Source organism: Luteimonas salinilitoris, from assembly GCF_041300785.1.
GTDB lineage: Bacteria > Pseudomonadota > Gammaproteobacteria > Xanthomonadales > Xanthomonadaceae > Luteimonas > Luteimonas salinilitoris.
This window is the reverse complement of the sequence record NZ_JBFWIB010000001.1, coordinates 254,155-272,770: the sequence shown is the minus strand read 5'-3', so window position 1 is coordinate 272,770 and position 18,616 is coordinate 254,155. Positions and strand designations below refer to the sequence as shown.

Genomic DNA, 18,616 nt, shown 5'->3' with positions numbered 1-18,616 from the left:
TTCATGGCCGGATCACCACGATGTCCGCGGTCTCGGGGAACTTCATTCCCAGCCGCTGGCGTGCGACCTGGTCGATGCGGTTGCTCTCGGCCCAGGTCGCCTGCTCCAGCTGCAGCCGGCCGAAGTCGATGTTGAGCTCGTCGCGTGCGCGCTCGAGCCGGGTCAGCTCGACGAACAGCTGGCGGTGCTGGTGACGCGCGTGCACCACGCCGATCGCGGTGACCATGTTGGCCAGGAGCAGCACGGCCAGGAGGATGCGCGTGATCATGGCCGCAGCTCCGCTGCGGCCGGGAATGGGGAATAGGGAATCGGGAATCGGAAAAGCGCGCCGCCACGATCTGCCGCTGCGCCGGCGCTCTTTGCTTTTGTCCTTCCGATTCCCGACTCCCGATTCCCGATTCCCGGCTCTTCGATTCCCGATTCCCTATTCCCGACTCCCGGCTTCTCAGCCACCCGCAGCACCGCGCTGCGCGCGCGCGGGTTGGCGGCGATCTCGGCGTCGTCGGCCTTCCGCGCGCCGCCGATCGCGTGCAGCGTCGGCTCGAAATCCTCCGCTGCCGGCAGCCGGCGGTTGCCGGGCGGCGCCTTCGCACGGCCCGCGATGAAGCGCTTGACGATCCGGTCCTCCAGCGAGTGGAAGCTGATCACGGCCAGACGCCCGCCCGGCTTCAGCACCGCATGCGCGGCGTCGAGCCCGGCTTCGAGATCGGCCAGCTCGCGGTTGACGTGGATGCGGATCGCCTGGAACGAGCGCGTGGCCGGATGGATGTCTTGCCGACCGCGCGGCACAACTGCGGCGATCAGTTCGGCCAATTGCGCGGTCCGCGTCAGCGGCGCCTCGGCGCGGCGGGCGACGATGGCACGGGCGATGCGCCGGCTCATGCGCTCCTCGCCGTAGGTCCACAGCACGTCGGCGATCTCGCGCTCGTCGGCATGCGCCAGCCATTCGGCCGCGCTTTCGCCGGCGTCCGGGTCCATGCGCATGTCGAGCGGGCCGTCCTTGCCGAAGCTGAAGCCGCGTTCGGCGACGTCGAGCTGCGGCGACGAGACACCGAGGTCGAACAGCACCCCGTCCAGGCCGGCGCGCGCCAGGTCCCAGTCGGCCAGCGCGGCGAAGCTGCCGCGGCGGATCGCCACGCGCGGGTCGGCGCCGAACTCGCGCTCGGCGACCGCGATCGCGTCGGGATCCTTGTCCATCAGCAGCAGCCGGCCTCCCGCGCCCAGGCGCTCCAGCACCCGGCGGGCATGGCCGCCGCGGCCGAACGTGCCATCCAGATAGGCTCCGTCCTCGATCACCCGCAGCGCCTCCACGACCTGCGCGACCATCACAGGAAGGTGGCCGGACCGGGCGTCCGCGCCACCCACGCTCACAACCTCAGCTCGAGCATGTGCTCGCTCAGATCCTCGTCAGAGATCGTCTGCCGGATCTGCGCGTGATGCGCCTGCTCGCTCCACAACTCGAATTTGTCGCCCATGCCCAGCAGCACGGCCTTCTTCTCGATGCCGACCGCGCTGCGGTGGCTGGCGGGAATGCCGATCCGGCTGCTGCCGTCGAGCTCGACCGGCGCCGCGGAGCCGACCAGGTTGCGCTGCATGCGGCGGTGCGCCGACAGCGTGCCGGGCAAGGCATTGACCGCGTCGCGCACGCGTTCCCACTCCTTTTCCGGATACAGGAAGAGGCAGCCGGACTCGAAAGGGTTGTAGGTGATGACCAGGCGGTTGCCGCACGCGCGCGCGATCAGGTCCCGGTAGGCCGTCGGGATCGCCAGCCGGCCCTTGTCATCGATGGTGATGGCGGTCTCGCCCTGGAACACAACAGTCCTGCCCGGTATGCCCGTCTGCGGCGGGCTTCAATGCCGCGGAATACCACCAGTTTCCCGGCAATCCCACGCCTCGCCACCTTATGACCCGCCAAATGGGTTGTCAACAACTTTGCCGGCAGATTTTCACCAATCAGGTCAATGACTTGCGGACAACTTCAGAGACTTGTTCAAGCTTTATCCACAAGCTGCTGTTTCGTCTCAAATTTTGAGACAGCGCACATTCTCCGGCAGCGCGAGACGCCGTTCAGGCTCGTGTAAAGGCCGTGTGAAAGGGAGGCGGGGACCAGCCGCCGCCGCCGAGACCGGCGACTACGACGATCGGGTTTGCCGTCTGCCACCCGGCCGCTCTCGTAGGAGCGCGCCGCGCCAGGCAAACCTTTCCGCCGCAGTGAGAAATGGGCCGTCGCCACGGGTGCCGTCAATGAATCGCCGCGCCAAGCAGCCTTTTCCGTTGCGACGAGACAAGGCCCATCGCCATCGGCGGTACATCGATAGCCAAGCTCATCACGATGGATCAACGCCCTCAACTTGGCTCGAGGTGCGGCTATTCACTGACACCGCCCGTGGCGACGGGCCTTGCTTCGGTGCGGCGGAAAGGGCTGCCTGGCGCGGCATCGCGCGCATGGCGCGCTCCTACGAAGGAGACGCCCTCCGTCGACATCGTGGGCGGCGCCGGGGAATCCTCGAGCTTCGGAAGCGGGCCCGAAGTTCGCTGCGCGAACTTTGGGTTTTCCTGGGCATAGCCCAGGAAAAGCGGCGGAGCCGGCCGATAAGCCGGGTTCTGTCGTGGACAGTCATTCCTCTAGGCGCAGCGTCACCGCTACGCTCGAGCAGCCTACCCGGACCCGACGCGGGCCACGTCATGAGGTCCCTATTTGGCCTTGCTCCCGGTGGGGTTTGCCGTACCGGTCCGTTGCCGGACTCGCGGTGCGCTCTTACCGCACCATTTCACCCTTACCTGATCCCTTGCGGGCCATCGGCGGTATCTTTCTGTTGCACTTTCCGTCGGCTCGCGCCGCCCAGGCGTTACCTGGCACCGTGCCCTGTGGAGCCCGGACTTTCCTCGGCACCCGCGGCCATCGAAATGGACGCGGATGACGCGACTGTCTGGCCGACTCCGCCGCGATCCATTGTACGGGAAGCCCGGATTCGGGAATGAACGAACCCGCGGCACGCCGCGTGTATCCACGGCGTCGAGCCGAGCCCGGCTGTTCCGGACTTCGAAGCCGAAGCCGGCAGGCGATCGCCGCCCTGGACCGCCTCCGCAGGCGCGACGTTCCATCGCCGACCCGAAGCACCTGCCCCCCCTCTCGTTGCCGGTTTCCCGCCCCCCGCTCTACCCGGCCCCGCCCCCGTAGAGCGCGCGACGCGGGGCGCCGGTGAGCTCCGCCGCCAGTTTGGCCGCCGTGGACGGCGGCAGGTGGGCGCTGAGCGCGGCATACGTGCGCCGGCCTTCGGCCAGGCGCGCATCGGTGTCGTCGCCGGCACCCTGCACCAGGATCACGAACTCGCCGCGGCGCTGGTTCGGGTCGGCGGCGACCGCTTCAGCCAGCCGGTCGAGGCTGCCGTCGAGCACGGTCTCGAACAGTTTCGTCAGTTCGCGCGCCAGCACCGCCGGCCGCTCGCCGCCGAAGGCCTCGCGCAGGGCATCGAGCGATTCGGCGATCCGGTGCGCGGATTCGTAGAAGATCAGCGTGCGGGCTTCGCCCGCGAGTCGCGCCAGCCGTTCGCGGCGCGCGGCCGCCTTCGCCGGCAGGAAGCCCTCGAACGCGAACCGGTCGCTCGCCAGCCCCGCCACGCTCAGCGCCGCGACCAGCGCGCTGGGCCCCGGTACCGGGCTGACCCGCATCCCCGCCTCGCGCGCGGCGCGCACCAGCCGGTAGCCGGGATCGCTGACCAGCGGCGTGCCGGCGTCGCTGACCAGCGCCAGCGAGTCGCCCGCCTGCAGCCGCGCCACCAGGCGGCCGGCCTGCCGGTCCTCGTTGTGTTCGTGCAGGGCCAGCAGCGGCGTCTCGATGCCGAAGTGGGCCAGCAGCTGGCGGCTGTGGCGGGTGTCCTCGGCGCAGATCGCGTCGACCGCACGCAGGATCTGCTGCGCGCGCGGCGACAGGTCGCCGAGATTGCCGATCGGGGTGGCCACGACGTGCAGCGTCCCTGCGGTGGATTCGAGGTCGGGCATCGTCTATTCGCCTGGGCCTGTTAACACCTATGGAGTATGCCGCGTTGCTTCCCAATGGCCGTCAGGTGGTGTTGCGCCGCGCCTTGCTGCCTGCAAGGTCAAGCGGCGCGGCGCCGCATGGCGGCCATTGGGAAGCAACCCGGAGGGCCGGGCCGGCGCGGCATGCTCCATAGGTGTTAACAGGCCCCAGGGCGTTAGAATCGTAGCCGTTCTTCACCACGGACAGGCACCCCATGCACCCATCGCCGAACCGGATGTTCCTGCTGCTGGCAGCGTTCCTGCTGCTGGCGGGCTGCGCCTCGGTGCGGGTCACCGGCCCGACCCAGCCGGCCGCGCCGGCCAGCCCCGAACTGGCGACCGCGGCGCAGCTGGCCCGCGACCATGTCGCGCTCAGCGGCCAGGCGCGCGTCGACAGCGCGCGCGAGATCGAGCGCCTGCTGGCGGCGGTCGACGACGACGCCCTGGCGCGCGCGGCCGCCGCGCTGCCCGAGGGCGATCCGCTGTACAGCTTCGCCGGCCGCGCCCTGCTCGCCCGCAATCTGCCGCTGCCGCGGCCGTTCGACCTCGCCACGCTGTGGAACGTGCATGCCGGCAACCGCCCCGCCGCCGATCGCGACGGCTACCGCCCACCGCTGAAGCTGGCGGTGCTGCTGCCCTTGTCCGGCAACCTGGCCACCGCTGCGGCGCCGGTGCGCGACGGCCTGCTGGCCGGTTACTACGGCGAGCGCCGGCAGCGTCCGGAAGTGGTGTTCTACGACACCGCCGGAACCGCCGGCGGCGCCAACGCCGCCTACGAACGTGCGGTGGGCGAAGGCGCCGACTACGTGCTCGGGCCGCTGGGACGCGACGAGGTCGCGGCGGTGCTGGCGAACCCGGCGCTGCTGCGGGTGCCGGTGCTGGCGCTCAACCGCGTCGGCGAGGAGGCGCCGACCGGCAGCTTCAGCTTCGCGCTGGCGCCGGAGGACGACGGCATCGCCGCGGCCGACTACCTGCTCGCCCGCAACGTGCAAAGGGTGATGGTGCTTAACGGCGGCGATGACAACGCCCGTCGCAGCGTCGATGCCTTCCGGCGCCAGTTGGAAGCCGGCGGCGGCGCGGTGAGCGACATGTTCGTGGTCACCGGCGAGACGCCGGCGGACATGACCGAGATGTTCCGCAACGCCATGCTCAAGCCCGACGGCGCCGAGGCCGTGTTCCTGGCGCTGCGCGGAACGCAGGCACGGGCGGTCGCGCCGCAGCTGGCGGCCGCCGGCTACGCCACGCGTCCGCGCGTGGGGACCTCGCAGCTCTACGGCAGCGGCAGGAACGAGGACGATGCCGCGCTCGACGGCATCGTATTCCCAACCGAGCGCTGGACCGCGACCGGGGTGGCGGGCCTGCCGACGGCCTCGAGCGTGGCGGGCGTGCTGCCGACCGCGCGCGGTCCGGCGGCGCGGCTGTTCGCCTTCGGCTACGACGCCTGGATGCTGACCGCGTTCATGGAGCGCCTGGTCACCGGCACCGACGCCGAACTGCGCGGCGCCACCGGCACCCTGCGGATCGACGGCTTCGGCAACGTGCTGCGCACGCCGGCCTGGGCCACCTTCAGCGGCGGCCACGTGGTGCCGCTGGGCGGCAGCGGCGGTTGAGCACGACCCGCGCACGCGGCGACGCCGTCGAGCGTGCCGCGCGCGCGCATCTGCTGGCCGCCGGCCTGCGCGAGGTCGCGGCGAACGCGAACTTCCGCTTCGGCGAGCTCGATCTGGTCATGCTCGACGGGAGCGGGCGCGACGGCGCGATCGTGGTGTTCGTCGAAGTACGCTACCGGCGTTCGGCCGCCTTCGGCGGCGGCGCGGTTTCGGTGACTGCCGGCAAGCGCCGGCGGATCGTGCGCGCGGCGCAAGCGTTCCTGCTCGGGCATCGTGGGCTTGCGAACGCGCCATGCCGCTTCGACGTGATCGAGGCCGACGGCGATCCCGCCGCGCCGCGGCTCAACTGGATCCGCGACGCCTTCCGCGCCGACGACGCGTAGAGCGGAGCTTGCTCCGCTGCTCTCGGCTCCGGAGCCCATGCAGCCGAGCAAGCTCGGCTCTACGGGGCTCCGACGCCTACAATGCCGCGATGGCCTCGACCCTGCCCGCCGTGCTCGAAGGCGAACTCTCCGCCCTGCTCGGCGACGGCTGGCGCGCCGACGACGATGCGCGCGCCGCGCATGCCGGCGACGGCTCGCGGCGGGTGGCGCTGCCGCTCGGCGTCGCCACGCCCGCCGACCGCGAACAGCTGGCCACGCTGGTGCGCGCCTGTCGCCGTCATCGCGTGCCGCTGGTCGCCCGGGGCAGCGCTACCAGCAGTACCGGCGCGGCGCTGGCCGGCGACGCGATCGCGGTCTCGTTCGCGCGCATGGACCGCATCGTGGAGATCCGCGCCGACGATCGCGTCGCGATCGTCGAACCCGGCGTGATCAACGGCGCCCTGCAGCGGGCACTCGCGGCGCACGGACTGTTCTGGCCGCCGGATCCGGCCAGCGCCGACGACTGCACCGTCGGCGGCAACCTCGCCTGCAACGCCGGCGGCCCGCACGCGGTGAAATACGGCGCCACCCGCGACAACGTGCTCGGCCTGACCGCGGTGACCGGCAGCGGCGAGATCGTCCGCGTCGGCAGCGCCACCAGCAAGGACGCCACCGGCTACGACCTCACCCACCTGATCGTCGGCAGCGAAGGCACGCTGGCGCTGATCGTCGAGGCGACGCTGAAGCTGGCGCCGCTGCCGGCAGCGCGCGCCAGCCTGCGCGCGCTCTACGCCGACGCGGCGGCGGCGGCGGCCGCGGTGGCGCGGATCATGGCGCAGCCGGTGGCGCCGTCGATGCTGGAATTCATGGACGCGGCCTGCATCCGCCTGGCGCGCGAGGTCGGCGGCGCAGACATCGCCGAGGCCGGCGCGCTGCTGATGATCGAGGCCGACGGCGATGTCGACACGCTGCCGTTCGCGGTCGCGGCGCTGGAGCGCGCCGCGCGCGGCGACGGCCTGCTCGCGCTCGACACGGCCCCGGACCCGGCCGCGGGCGAGCGCCTGTGGGCGGCGCGCCGGTCGCTGTCGCACGCACAGCGCGCGATCGCCCCGGCCAAGCTCAACGAGGACGTGGTGGTGCCGGTATCGCGGATTCCGGCGCTGGTCGCCGGGATCGAGGCGCTGTCGCGCGAGTTCGACATCCCGATCATCGCCTTCGGCCACGCCGGCAACGGCAACCTGCACGCCAACATCCTCTACGACCCGGACGATGCCGGCCAGCGCGCGCGCGCGCATGCGGCGCTGCCGCGGCTGTTCGCGCTGACGCTGTCGCTCGGCGGCACGCTCTCGGGCGAACACGGCATCGGTGTCGCCAAGCGCGCGTTCATGGCGCAGGCGTTCGATGCGCCGACGCTCGCGGCGATGCGCGCGGTGAAGGCGGCGCTCGATCCGGACGGGATCCTCAATCCCGGCAAGGTGCTGCCGGCGGCCTGACGCCGCGGTCTGTCGTAGGAGCGCGCCATGCGCGCGATGCCGCGCCAGGCAGCCTTCTCCGTTGCGGCGAGACAAACACCGTCGCCACGGGCGGTGCCAATCAATCGCCGAGCCCTTCACGATGGACCAACACTCACCCGTTGGTTGAGGTGCGGGCTATTCACTGACACCGCCCGTGGCGACGGCCCATGCTTCACTGCGGCGGAAGGGGCTGCCTGGCGCGGCGCAGCCGTTCGCGACACGTGCAACCGGCATTGGTACCTTTGCGGGCATGACTGATCGCCCGCATTCCGATCCCGCCGATTTCGACGCCCTGACCGAGGCGCAGCTGCGCACGGCCAACGGCCTGAAGTGGACGACCTATCCAGACTGCATCGGCGCGTTCGTCGCCGAAATGGATTTCGGCACCGCGCCACCGGTGCACGCCGCGCTGCGGGCCATGCTGGACCGCCAGCAGTTCGGCTATCTCACCTTCCCGCTGCTGGACCAACTGGCCGAGGCCTGCGCGCACTGGCACGTACAGCGCTACGGCTGGGCGTTGGATCCGCGGCGCGTGCAGCCGCTTCCGGACGTGCTGACCGGGCTGGAGCTGGCGCTGCGGCATCTGCTACCCGCGGGCACCGCGGTGGCGCTGCCGACGCCGAACTACATGCCGTTCCTGCCGCTGCTGCGGATGCTCGGCCACCGCGTGATCCAGGTGCCGATGCTGCGCACGCCGGACGGCTGGCGCTTCGACTACGCCGGGCTGGACGCCGCCTTCGCCGACGGCGCGCGGCTGGCGATCCTGTGCAACCCGCACAACCCGGTCGGGCGGGTGTTCGCGCGCGAGGAGCTGGACCACTTCTGCGAGGTGGTCGCGCGCCACGACGGCCGGGTGTTCTGCGACGAGATCCACGCCCCGCTGGTGTTCGCGCCGCACCGCCACCTGCCCTACGCCGCGCTCGGCGAGCGGGCCGCGGCGCAGGCGATCACCGCCACCTCCGCCTCCAAGGGCTGGAACCTGCCCGGGCTGAAGTGCGCGCAGCTGATCCTGAGCAACGACGACGACCTGCGGCAGTGGCGGCGGATGGCGCCGCTGGCCGGACATGCCACCGCCACCCCCGGCGTGATCGCCAACATCGCCGCCTATCGCGAAGGCGGTCCGTGGCTGGACGGCGTGGTGGACTATCTGCGGGGCAACCGCGCACGCATGATGCAGCTGCTGCGCGAGCGGCTGCCGCTGGTCGACTGCGTCGAGCCGGAGGGCACCTACCTGGCGTGGCTGGACTGCCGCCGGCTGCCGCTGCCCGAGGCGCCGCACCTGTTCTTCCGCCACAAGGCGGGCGTGGCGCTGACCGACGGCGGCGAATGCGGCGAGGCCGGCGCCGGCCATGTGCGGATCAACTTCGCGATGCCGCGGCCGGTCCTGGAACGGGCGCTCGCGCGGATGGCCGAAGCGGTTGCGGCGATTGCCGCCTGAGCACGGCGTTACCGGCGTTCAACCCGCGAAGTGCGCGTAGCCGGCACGGCCAGGCCGCCAGGTCCGTCCGTCGCCGTCGCAGGCGCGCACCCCGTCACCGGCGACGATGCGTCCGATGCGGGTGACGGCGACAGCCGCCTCGAGGCCGATGCCCGCCACCGCATCGCGCATCTCCTGCGGCGCGGTGAAACACAACTCGTAATCGTCGCCGCCAGCCGCCTGCAACTCGCGTCGGGCTTCGTGGCCGAAGCGGGCGCACAGCGCATCCGATGCCGGCAGCGCATCGACCCGCACCTCGGCGCCGGCGCCGCTGGCGGCACAGACATGGCCGAGGTCCGCCAGCAGGCCATCGGAGACGTCGATGCAGGCATGGGCGACGCCGGCCAGGGCGGCGCCGACGGCCAGGCGCGGCTGCGGCCGGTCGAGACGCAGGCGCAGCCATGCCGACGCGCCGGCGGCGGCATCGCCCGCTTCCGTTCGATGCCCGTCCGCGGATTCCGGCGAGGCCAGCAGCGCCAGCGCGGCCGCGGCATCGCCCAGGCTGCCGGTGACCCAGACATCATCGCCGACGCGGGCGCCGTCGCGGCGCAGGGCGCGGCCCGGCTCGACCAGGCCGTGCGCGGTGACGCAGACCGACAGCGGCCCGCGCGTGGTGTCGCCGCCGACCAGGGCAATGCCGTGCTGCGCGGCGAGTGCGAGGAAGCCGTCGAGGAAGCCGTCGATCCAGTCGACATCGGCTTGCGGTAGCGACAGCGACAGCATGCACCAAGCCGGCTGTGCGGCCATCGACGCGAGGTCGGACAGGTTCACCGCCAGCGCCTTCCAGCCGATGTCGGCCGCGGCGGTCGCGGCGGGGAAATGCACCCCGGCGTTGAGCGCGTCGGTGGCGACGACCAGATGCCTGCCCTCGGGCACCCGCAGGATCGCGGCGTCGTCACCGATGCCGAGCACGACGTCGTCGCGCTGCCCGGCACGGGCGCGGATGCGGGCGATCAGGTCGAATTCCATTAGTGCGATACGTGGCGAGCTTGTTGGAGCCTGGCTCCGGAAGGACGCGCGCTTTGCGGTGCAAAGCGCGCTTGCGACATGCTTCCACAACCCCCGCATCGGCGCTACGCGCCGATGCCGCCCCCTTGACTCAAGGGGGCTGAGTGCGGCATTTCAAGGTCAAGGGTGGCTCAATGCCATGAGCGTGTCGCTCATTGCTTACTCCTCGCCTCCCGCTCCTCGCCTTTCGACGGCGCGCCATTCGGCGCAGGCGCGGTCGAGCACGCTGTTGACATAGGTGTGGCCGTGCTCCGAGCCGAAACGCTTGACCGTCTTCAGCGCCTCGTCGATGACCACGCGGTAGGGCACGTCGAGGCGGTGCTGCAGTTCGTAGGCGGCGATGCGCAGCATGGCGCGCTCGATCTGGTCGACCTCGCCGATGTCGCGATCGAGGAACGGTTGCAGCGACGCATCGAGTGCGGCGTGCTGCGTCAGGACGCCTCGCACCAGGTCCTCGAAGTACTCCAGGTCCGCCACTTCGTGCGCCTGCTCGTGCGCGAACTGGGCGATGACGTCCTGCGCCGAGCCGCCCGACAGCTGCCAGGCGTAGACGGCCTGCAGCGCCCGTCGGCGCGCACGGGTGCGCAGTGCCGGATCGATGCCGCCCTTGCGGTGCGGCCGGTTCATGCCGCAGCTCCCGGGCCGGCGTCCATCCATGGCGCGCGCGCAACCCCGGGAATGCCGGCCTTCGTTCTCCGCTTTCCGCATCCCGGTGCCATCACGGCAGTTTCCCCATCAGCTCGGCCATCTCGATCGCCACCAGCGCGGCCTCCTCGCCCTTGTTGCCGTGGCTGCCGCCGGCCCGGCGCTCGGCGTCCTCGAAGCGGTCGACCGCGAGCACGCCGTTGGCGATCGGGACGCCGGAATCCAGGGCGACGCGCATCAGCCCGTCGGAACAGCCGTCGGCGACCTGCTCGTAGTGGCGGGTGTCGCCGCGCACCACGCAGCCGAGCGCGACGATCGCGCGGTGGCCGCCGGCGGCCGCGACCCGGGCCGCTGCCGCCGGGATTTCCCAGGCGCCGGGCACGCGGACCACGTCGATCGCGTCCTCCGCCACTCCGTTGTCGGCGAAGGCCTTGCGCGCGCCGGCGACCAGGGTGTCGCTGATGCGCGGGTTCCAGCGGCTGGCGATGATCGCGAAACGCGTGCCTTCAGCGGCACGCAGGTCGCCTTCGTAATGGGTCATGCGGACGGGATTCGAACAGGGGTGATCAGTTTAGCGCGCCTGCCCGGTTGCCACCGCAATGCCGTAGAGCGGAGCTTGCTCCGCTACACGGGCTCCGGAGACTGGAGTAGCGGAGCAAGCTCCGCTCTACGGGGCTGGCGGGGCATCACGGCTCGACGTATTCCACCGCCTCGAGTCCGAAGCCGGCCAGCCCGACCTGCTTGCGCGGGGTGCCGAGCACGCGCAGGCGGCCGAAACCGAGGTCGGCCAGGATCTGGCTGCCGGCGCCGTTGCGGCGCCATTCCGCCAGCGCCCCGGCACGCGTGGGCGCGGCGGGGCCGTCGCCCGGCGCCTGGCGGATGCGCGCCAGCAGCGCGTCGGCATCCGCGCGTTCCTCGAGCAGCACCAATGCGCCCGCCGGTTCCCGGACCAGCCGTGCCAGCACGTTGCCGGTCGCCGGGCCGAAGTCGTCGCGACGCCAGTGCAGCGCGTCGGCCAGCGGATTCAGCGGCTGCACCCGCACCAGCGCCGGAACCTCGGGATCGGGCGTGCCGTGCACCAGCGCCAGATGCAGGCCCTGGCTGAGGCGGTCGCGGTAGGTCACCAGCCGGAACCGGCCGTGCACGGTGTCGATCCCGCGTTCATCGACGCGCTCGATGGTGTGCTCGGTCTCCAGCCGGTGGCGGATCAGGTCCTCGATCGAGCCGGTCTTCAGGCCGTGCTCGCGCGCGAACGTCTCCAGTTGCGGGCGTCGCGCCATGCTGCCGTCGGGATTGAGGATCTCCACCAGCACCCCGGCCGGCTCCAGCCCCGCCAGCAGCGCCAGGTCGGCCGCGGCCTCGGTGTGGCCCGCGCGGCTGAGCACGCCGCCGGGCTGCGCCTGCAGCGGGAAGATGTGCCCGGGCTGCGACAGGTCCGGCGGCCGCGCGTCCGGGCGCACCGCGGTGCGGATGGTATGGGCGCGGTCGTAGGCGGAGATGCCGGTGGTCACGCCCTCGGCGGCCTCGATGCTGACGGTGAAGTTGGTGCCGTGGGCGGAGGTGTTGTCGCGCACCATCGGCGGCAGCCCGAGCTGCGTGCAGCGCTCGCGCGTGAGCGACAGGCAGACCAGGCCGCGCGCGTGGGTGACCATGAAGTTGATGTCCGACGGCCGCACCAGTTCGGCGGCCATGATCAGGTCGCCTTCGTTCTCGCGATCCTCGTCGTCGACGATGACGACCATGCGGCCGGCGCGGATCTCTTCGAGCAGTTCGGGGATCGGGGAGAAGGGCATGAGGTCAGGGGCCGGAAAGTTGGAGGTTGGGTCTTGAATCTGGTTCGGGTATCGGAGGGCTCTGGAAAACCCGGCTGCTTTTGCTCGTCATCCCGGCACGGGCTGGAGGCGCTTCACGACAGTCGAAGGCTGGTCATCCATTTGCGGTTGCTTTCGCGCTCGTACGGCCTGGGCCAAGATCAAAATGGATCCCAGCTTGCGCTGGGACGACGGCGGTTTTCGGCGGCGGCGGAACGACATCGTCGGATGGCAGGGGCGGCGGCTCAGCGCCCGGCGCCTGCTCCCATCAACCCTGCTCCCATCAACCCTGCTCCCATCAACCGCTCCACGTAGCGGGCCACCAGGTCGACCTCCAGGTTCACCGCATCGCCGACCGCCGTGGACGCGAAGGCGGTATTGGCGACGGTGTGCGGGATCAGCGCGACCTCGAACCCGGCATCGTCCACCGCGTTGACGGTGAGGCTGACGCCGTCGACGCAGATCGAACCCTTCTTCGCCACGTAGCGCAGCACGCCGGGCGGCGCGGAAAAGCGCCAGCGCTGCGCGCGCGCGTCCGGTTCGATGCGCTCGACCCGGCCCACGCCGTCGACGTGGCCGCTGACCAGATGCCCGCCGAGGCGGTCGTCGGGCCGCATCGCGCGCTCGAGGTTGAGCGCGGCATTGTCGGCCAGCCCGCCCAGGGTGGTCAGGGCCAGGGTTTCGTTGGAGGCATCGGCCTGGAACGAGGCGGCATCGAACGCCACCACGGTCAGGCAGACGCCGTTGACCGCGATGCTCTCGCCGGTGCGCACGTCGTCGAACGGCAGCGAACCGGCGTCGACGTGCAGGCGCGCATCGCCACCGCGCGGCGCGCGCGCGATCAGGCGGCCGACGCCTTCGATGATGCCGGTGAACATCAGCACGCCTCTCGTGCGACGCGGCCGCGCAGGACGGTGAACGGGACGGAACGGAACGGTTGGGACATGCACGTTTCCCGCAGTGGAAGCGAAAAACGTCCCGGGCGCGGGACATGCACGCAGCCGCCGGCCGCGCATGTCGTCTTCTTTCATCCGGACTGTGGGGAACCGGTGTCCGGCGCACCGCGCCGCGCATCGATTCCCGGACCGTCGGCTCCGGCATCGGACCGGATCTGCTGACCCTGCGTCGCCCCCGAAGGAACCGCCGCAAGCGCTCGCGGGCTCGCGCGGCGGCTTCGCAGAAGCGCCACGCCTACCGCCGGTGGGGACTTCCACCCCGCCCTGAAGACGTCTGGTTGTGTTCTGGATCGCCGGCGAACCGGCACCGTGGATTCTACACGCGCCGCGCCAGGCAGATCTATCCGTCACGGTGAGAAAAGACCGCGCCAGGCAGGTCTATCCGTCGCAGTGAAACAAGAACCCGTCGCCACGGGCAGTGTGAATGACTAGCCGCGCCAGGCAGTCCTCTTCGTCACGAGACAAGACCCGGCACCGACAGGGACACAATGTTCCATCAATGGCGGCCTCGCACCCAGACATCGCGCGAACCAAATTTCCGTAGGAGCGCGCCATGCGCGCGAAGCCGGCGACGTATCCGGTCTCGGCCATGGGCGGTCCCGTCGCCAGCCGGAAGGCACGCCGGCGGCCGGAGTCCCGTGGCGGCGAAATGCCCGCGGCATCGCGCGCATGGCGCGCTCCTACGGGGCTTTGCGGCAGGCGTGAACGAACAGGGGCCAACGCAGGTGGCGCGGGCGGTCCGCATCGCCCCAGGCCGCGGCGATCGCCGGCGCGTGGCGGGCCACCGGATCCTCGCCTCGCCGCTCGCGATAGCGCTTGGTCGCCGAAAAACTGCCGAAGTAGCCCAGCAAGCGCGCCAGCGGCCAGTCCGCGGTCATGGCGAACGACGGCGCCTCGACCGCGGCGAACGGCCACTCGAAGCCGGCATAGGCGCTGTCGACCAGCGCGCGCTCGGGCGGCCAGCAGGCGGCGATGTCGTCGCGAAAGGCATCGACCGCGGCGCGGATCGCCGGGTCGGTCTCGATGTCCTGGTAACCCCAGGCCACCAGCAGCCCGCCCGGCCGCAGCACCCGCATGCACTCGGCGAAGAACGCCTGGCGGTCGAACCAGTGCAGCGCCTGCGCCACGCAGACCGCATCCACGGAGGCATCCGCCAAGCCGCAGCGCTCGCCGGGCTCGACCGCGAAATGCACGTTCTCCGGCGCATGCGCCTGTGCGATCTGCGCGGCGCTGGGGTCGCTGGCATGGACCTGCGCGAAACGCCTCGCCAGGCTGCGGCTGGCCTGGCCGCTGCCGCAGCCGGCCTCCCAGGCGCGGCCGCGCCGCGGCGCGGCGCCGGCGATCCAGTCGAACAGCGCCTCGGGATACTCCGGCCGCGCCTGCGCGTAGTCCGCGGCGACCGCGGAGAAATGGTCGTGGAATGCTGTCTTGTCCGTCATGCCTGCCGCCAATGCCGAAGACCGTCCGCCACCGCCGTAGAGCGGAGCTTGCTCCGCTGCTTTGGGCTCCGGAGCCCCCGCAGCCGAGCAAGCTCGGCTCTACGCGGGCCGCAGCAGCATCCGCAGGTCGTCGCCGACCGTACGCGTCTCGATCACCCGCAACCGCCACCGTTGCGCCATTTCCTCGATGTGCAGGCCCGCGAACAGCGGCCGCGCACGATCGCCGAGCAGCACCGGGGCGACGTACAGCAGCAGTTCGTCCACCAGGCCCGCGGACAGGAACGCGCCCGCCAGGGTCGCGCCGGTCTCGACATGGACCTCGTTGATCTCGCGTTCGGCCAGCAGCTTCAGTACCGCCTCCAGGTCGAGATAGCCGTCGCGCGTGGCGACCGCCGCACGCGCCGCGTCGAGTTCGCGCGGCGGCTTCACGTTGGGCGCGTGCAGGTACAGGGTCGGCGCATCGCCTTCGCGCACGCGGCCGCGGGCGACGGTGGCCAGGCCCGGATCCAGCACCACGCGCAGCGGCGGCACGAACTCCGCGCCATCTGGCAGGCGCACGGTCAACCGCGGATCGTCGGCGAGGATGGTACCGGCGCCGGACAGGATCGCGCCGCTGCGCGCGCGCCAGCGGTGCACGTCGGCGCGCGCGGCCTCGCCGGTGATCCATTGCGAATCGCCGTTGGCCAACGCGGTGCGGCCGTCCAGGCTCATGGCCAGCTTCACCCGCAGCCACGGCCGGCCGCGCTCGATCCGCGACAGGAAACCGCGGTTGAGCGCGCGCGCCGGTTCCTCCATCAGCCCCGAGACGGCGTCGATCCCGGCGGCACGCAGCCGTTCGAAACCCTTGCCGTCGACCTGCGGAAAAGGATCGCGCATCGCCGCGACCACCCGCGCCACGCCGGCCGCGACCAGCGCGTCGGCGCAGGGTCCGGTGCTACCGGTGTGGGCGCACGGCTCCAGGGTGACGTAGGCGGTGGCGCCCTGCGCCCGCCCGCCCGCGGCCTCCAGCGCGAACACCTCCGCGTGCGGTCCACCCTTGCGCTGGTGCCAGCCTTCGCCGACGACCTCGTCGCCATGCGCCAGCACGCAACCGACCATCGGATTGGGCTTGGTGGTGTACGCGCCGCGCTCGGCCAGCCGCAGCGCGCGGGCCATCAAGGCGTGGTCGGTAGCGGTGAATTCGGTCATCTGGCTCCTGTTGTTCTCGTCTGGCTGCATCCGTACGGCAATGCTTCAGTCGCGGATCGACGCGGCTGAATACGGATATTCACAGCAGGTTTTTGCCTTGTCCGTGTTCATCCGCGTCGATCCGCGGCAAGGATTTTTGTTTCGCAGACGCACCGCACGCCGCTCCGCTCACCGCTTGCGGCCCTTGCCGCCGCCCTTCTCGAAGGGCACCACGTCGCCCGTCAGCAGCGGCAGCTGGCCTTCGCCGGGCAGGTCGCGCTCGAGCCGGTCGAGTTCCTCGCGGAAGTCGGCGACGTCCTCGAACGAGCGGTACACCGAGGCGAAGCGCACGAAGCCGACGTGGTCGAGCTTGCGCAGCTCGGCGATGACGAACTCGCCCACCCGTCGCGAGGAGATCTCGCGCTCGGTGGTCATGCGCAGCTGGTGCACCACCGCACGCACCGCCGCCTCGATCTGTTCCTCCGACACCGGCCGCTTGTGCAGCGCGCGATCGAAGCCCAGGCGCAGCTTGCGCGCGTCGAACGATTCGCGGCGCCCGTCGCCCTTGATGATCACCGGCAGCTTGAGCTCGATCGTCTCCAGCGTGCTGAAGCGCTCGCCGCAGGCCTCGCACTCGCGCCGGCGACGGATCGTCGCACCGTCCTCGGAAACGCGCGAGTCGATGACGCGGGTGTCGACGTGCTGGCAGAAGGGGCAATGCATGGTCTAGAAACGAGTGAAGAGGAACGAGAAACGAGTGGAAACCCGGGAGCCGGCCGACGGACCGGAGCCGGCGGGAACCCGCAACGATGCCTTCACTCGTTCCTCGTTCCTCATCTCTCGTTCCTCGCCTTCAGCCATAGACCGGACACTTCCGGCATTGCGCCGTCACTTTCTCGCGCACGGCGGCGATCACGGCCTCGTCCTCCGGCGCGTCGAGCACGTCGCACATCCAGCCGGCCAGGTCGATGCAGTCCCGCTCGCCGTAGCCGCGGGTGGTCACCGCGGGGGTGCCGATGCGCAGGCCGGAGGTGACGAAGGGCTTCTGCGGGTCGTTCGGCACGGCGTTCTTGTTGACGGTGATGTGCGCCTTGCCGAGCGCGGCCTCCGCTGCCTTGCCGGTGATGCCCTTGCCGATCATGTCGACCAGCATCAGGTGATTGCGGGTGCCGCCGGACACGATCTTGTAGCCGCGCGCGACGATCGTTTCCGCCATCGCCTGGGCGTTCTTCACCACCTGCTGCTGGTAGGCCTTGAATTCCGGCTCCAGCGCTTCCTTGAACGCCACCGCCTTGGCGGCGATGACGTGCATCAGCGGCCCGCCCTGGATGCCGGGGAAGACGATCGACTGCAGCTTCTTCTCGATCTCCTCGGCGGCCGGGCCCATGGCGGCACGGCTGGCCACGACGATGCCGCCGCGCGGGCCGCGCAGGGTCTTGTGGGTGGTGGAAGTGACCACGTGCGCATGCGGCAGCGGGCTCGGGTAAACCCCGGCGGCGATCAGGCCGGCGACGTGGGCCATGTCGACGAACAGGAGTGCGCCGACCTTGTCGGCGATGGCGCGGAACCGCGCCCAGTCGACCACCTGCGAATAGGCGGAGAATCCCGCGACGACCATTTTCGGCCGGTGCTCGACGGCCATGCGCTCGACTTCGTCGTAGTCGATCAGGCCGTCGTCGTCGACGCCGTACTGCGCCGCGTCGAACAGCTTGCCCGAGACATTGACCTTGGCGCCGTGGGTCAGGTGGCCGCCGTGGGCCAGCGACATGCCGAGGATGCGGTCTCCGGGCTGGAGCAGCGCCAGGTACACGGCCTGGTTGGCCTGCGAGCCCGAATGCGGCTGCACGTTCGCATAGTCGGCGCCGAACAGCTGCTTGACCCGGTCGATCGCCAGCTGCTCGGCGACGTCGACGTATTCGCAACCGCCGTAGTAGCGCTTGCGCGGGTAGCCTTCGGCGTACTTGTTGGTCAGCACGCTGCCCTGGGCCTCGAGCACGCGCGGGCTGGCATAGTTCTCCGAGGCGATCAGCTCGACGTGATCCTCCTGGCGACGGCGCTCGTCGGCGATCGCCGTGGCCAGTTCGGGGTCGTAACCTTCTATGCGGGCATCACGCGGGAACATTCCGGCTCCAGGGGTTCGGCGAGCAGCGATTGTACCGCCCGTCACGCTGCGGGCGGGGGCGACAGTGCGGTCGGAGCCTGTGACCGGTCGCCGCGGGCCATCGGGCGGGGTGGCCCCGCAAGTCGCTCCCCGATACTCGCTTGGTTGCGGGGCCACCCCGCCCGATGGTCGAAAGTTCACCGCTGCTGGCTGCAACAGCAACAGTAGCGCCGGCGAGCGTGCCCAGCCTGCTTTCCCGCCAGATCGCGGCACAGTCCGGAGCGGGCCGCGGGATTCGTGCCAACCAAGCGAGTATCGGGGAGCGACTTGGCATGGATCCCGCGGCCCGCCCTCGCAACATCGGCCCTGCGCATCGGTACCGTGCCGCGACTCCGCCGCAGCCGACTGCCGCTCTTCCCGCCAGCCGCGACGAGGGTCGGAGCGGGCCGCGGGATTCGTGCCAACCAAGCGAGTATCGGGGAGCGACTTGGCATGGATCCCGCGGC

16 protein-coding genes, 1 other RNA gene, 1 pseudogene and 1 riboswitch are annotated in these 18,616 nt (G+C 71.0%); of the genes and pseudogenes, 4 read left to right on the top strand and 14 right to left on the bottom strand.

The window, feature by feature from the left end; all coding sequences use genetic code 11:
• Nucleotide 1 precedes the first annotated feature (1 nt).
• The 5 genes from ftsL to rsmI form a co-directional block, all read right to left on the bottom strand.
• Nucleotides 2-265, bottom strand: a complete 264-nt coding sequence (ftsL, locus tag AB5T46_RS01060) for a cell division protein FtsL (protein WP_370562426.1) — start codon at nt 263-265, stop codon at nt 2-4.
• A complete protein-coding gene (rsmH, locus tag AB5T46_RS01055; RefSeq protein ID WP_370561952.1) occupies nt 265-1,326 on the bottom strand; it encodes a 16S rRNA (cytosine(1402)-N(4))-methyltransferase RsmH in 1,062 nt (353 codons plus the stop codon). Before rsmH ends, ftsL begins: the two co-directional genes overlap by 1 nt.
• Before the next feature lie 41 nt (nt 1,327-1,367).
• Nucleotides 1,368-1,814 (bottom strand): division/cell wall cluster transcriptional repressor MraZ, encoded by a 447-nt coding sequence (mraZ, locus tag AB5T46_RS01050; protein WP_370561950.1) that lies wholly within the window; start codon nt 1,812-1,814, stop codon nt 1,368-1,370.
• Nucleotides 1,815-2,577: 763 nt separating this feature from the next.
• Nucleotides 2,578-2,942, bottom strand: an RNA gene (gene rnpB / locus AB5T46_RS01045) — RNase P RNA component class A.
• A 217-nt stretch (nt 2,943-3,159) separates the two neighbouring features.
• A complete protein-coding gene (gene rsmI, locus AB5T46_RS01040) occupies nt 3,160-4,002 on the bottom strand; it encodes a 16S rRNA (cytidine(1402)-2'-O)-methyltransferase (RefSeq protein ID WP_370561949.1) in 843 nt (280 codons plus the stop codon).
• A gap of 683 nt (nt 4,003-4,685) precedes the next feature.
• Here rsmI and AB5T46_RS01035 point away from each other — a divergent pair.
• From AB5T46_RS01035 to AB5T46_RS01020, 4 genes and pseudogenes are all read left to right on the top strand, one after another.
• Nucleotides 4,686-5,630: pseudogene (locus tag AB5T46_RS01035) on the top strand (penicillin-binding protein activator); the annotation flags it as partial.
• Nucleotides 5,627-6,013, top strand: coding sequence for a YraN family protein (locus AB5T46_RS01030; RefSeq protein ID WP_370561947.1), 387 nt, complete (start codon nt 5,627-5,629; stop codon nt 6,011-6,013). The pseudogene AB5T46_RS01035 and the gene AB5T46_RS01030, both read left to right, overlap by 4 nt.
• An 89-nt stretch (nt 6,014-6,102) precedes the next feature.
• Nucleotides 6,103-7,485, top strand: a complete 1,383-nt coding sequence (locus AB5T46_RS01025; protein ID WP_370561945.1) for an FAD-binding oxidoreductase — start codon at nt 6,103-6,105, stop codon at nt 7,483-7,485.
• Nucleotides 7,486-7,756: 271 nt separating this feature from the next.
• Nucleotides 7,757-8,944 carry a MalY/PatB family protein gene (locus AB5T46_RS01020; RefSeq protein ID WP_370561944.1) on the top strand — a complete coding sequence of 396 codons (1,188 nt, stop codon included), beginning with the start codon at nt 7,757-7,759 and terminating at the stop codon, nt 8,942-8,944.
• 18 nt (nt 8,945-8,962) lie between these two features.
• Here the strand turns inward: AB5T46_RS01020 and thiL are convergent, their stop codons facing one another.
• The 9 genes from thiL to glyA all read right to left on the bottom strand — a co-directional run bounded on the left by thiL (nt 8,963) and on the right by glyA (nt 18,131).
• Entirely contained in the window at nt 8,963-9,952 is a 990-nt protein-coding gene (gene thiL, locus AB5T46_RS01015) for a thiamine-phosphate kinase (RefSeq protein ID WP_370561943.1), read from the bottom strand.
• A gap of 198 nt (nt 9,953-10,150) precedes the next feature.
• Nucleotides 10,151-10,648, bottom strand: a complete 498-nt coding sequence (nusB, locus tag AB5T46_RS01010; protein ID WP_370561941.1) for a transcription antitermination factor NusB — start codon at nt 10,646-10,648, stop codon at nt 10,151-10,153.
• A gap of 61 nt (nt 10,649-10,709) precedes the next feature.
• A complete protein-coding gene (gene ribH / locus AB5T46_RS01005) occupies nt 10,710-11,177 on the bottom strand; it encodes a 6,7-dimethyl-8-ribityllumazine synthase (RefSeq protein WP_370561940.1) in 468 nt (155 codons plus the stop codon).
• Nucleotides 11,178-11,322: 145 nt separating this feature from the next.
• Complete coding sequence (gene ribB / locus AB5T46_RS01000) at nt 11,323-12,378, bottom strand: 3,4-dihydroxy-2-butanone-4-phosphate synthase (RefSeq protein ID WP_370562425.1); 1,056 nt, start codon at nt 12,376-12,378, stop codon at nt 11,323-11,325.
• Between the two features lie 314 nt (nt 12,379-12,692).
• Nucleotides 12,693-13,325 (bottom strand): riboflavin synthase, encoded by a 633-nt coding sequence (locus AB5T46_RS00995; RefSeq protein WP_370561939.1) that lies wholly within the window; start codon nt 13,323-13,325, stop codon nt 12,693-12,695.
• Nucleotides 13,326-13,462: 137 nt separating this feature from the next.
• A riboswitch (FMN riboswitch) is annotated at nt 13,463-13,679 on the bottom strand.
• A gap of 404 nt (nt 13,680-14,083) precedes the next feature.
• Entirely contained in the window at nt 14,084-14,842 is a 759-nt protein-coding gene (locus AB5T46_RS00990) for a class I SAM-dependent methyltransferase (protein ID WP_370561938.1), read from the bottom strand.
• A 99-nt stretch (nt 14,843-14,941) separates the two neighbouring features.
• Nucleotides 14,942-16,030, bottom strand: coding sequence for a bifunctional diaminohydroxyphosphoribosylaminopyrimidine deaminase/5-amino-6-(5-phosphoribosylamino)uracil reductase RibD (gene ribD / locus AB5T46_RS00985; RefSeq protein ID WP_370561937.1), 1,089 nt, complete (start codon nt 16,028-16,030; stop codon nt 14,942-14,944).
• Nucleotides 16,031-16,198: 168 nt separating this feature from the next.
• Nucleotides 16,199-16,732 (bottom strand): transcriptional regulator NrdR, encoded by a 534-nt coding sequence (nrdR, locus tag AB5T46_RS00980; RefSeq protein ID WP_370561935.1) that lies wholly within the window; start codon nt 16,730-16,732, stop codon nt 16,199-16,201.
• A gap of 130 nt (nt 16,733-16,862) precedes the next feature.
• Complete coding sequence (glyA, locus tag AB5T46_RS00975; RefSeq protein ID WP_370561934.1) at nt 16,863-18,131, bottom strand: serine hydroxymethyltransferase; 1,269 nt, start codon at nt 18,129-18,131, stop codon at nt 16,863-16,865.
• Nucleotides 18,132-18,616: the final 485 nt, after the last annotated feature.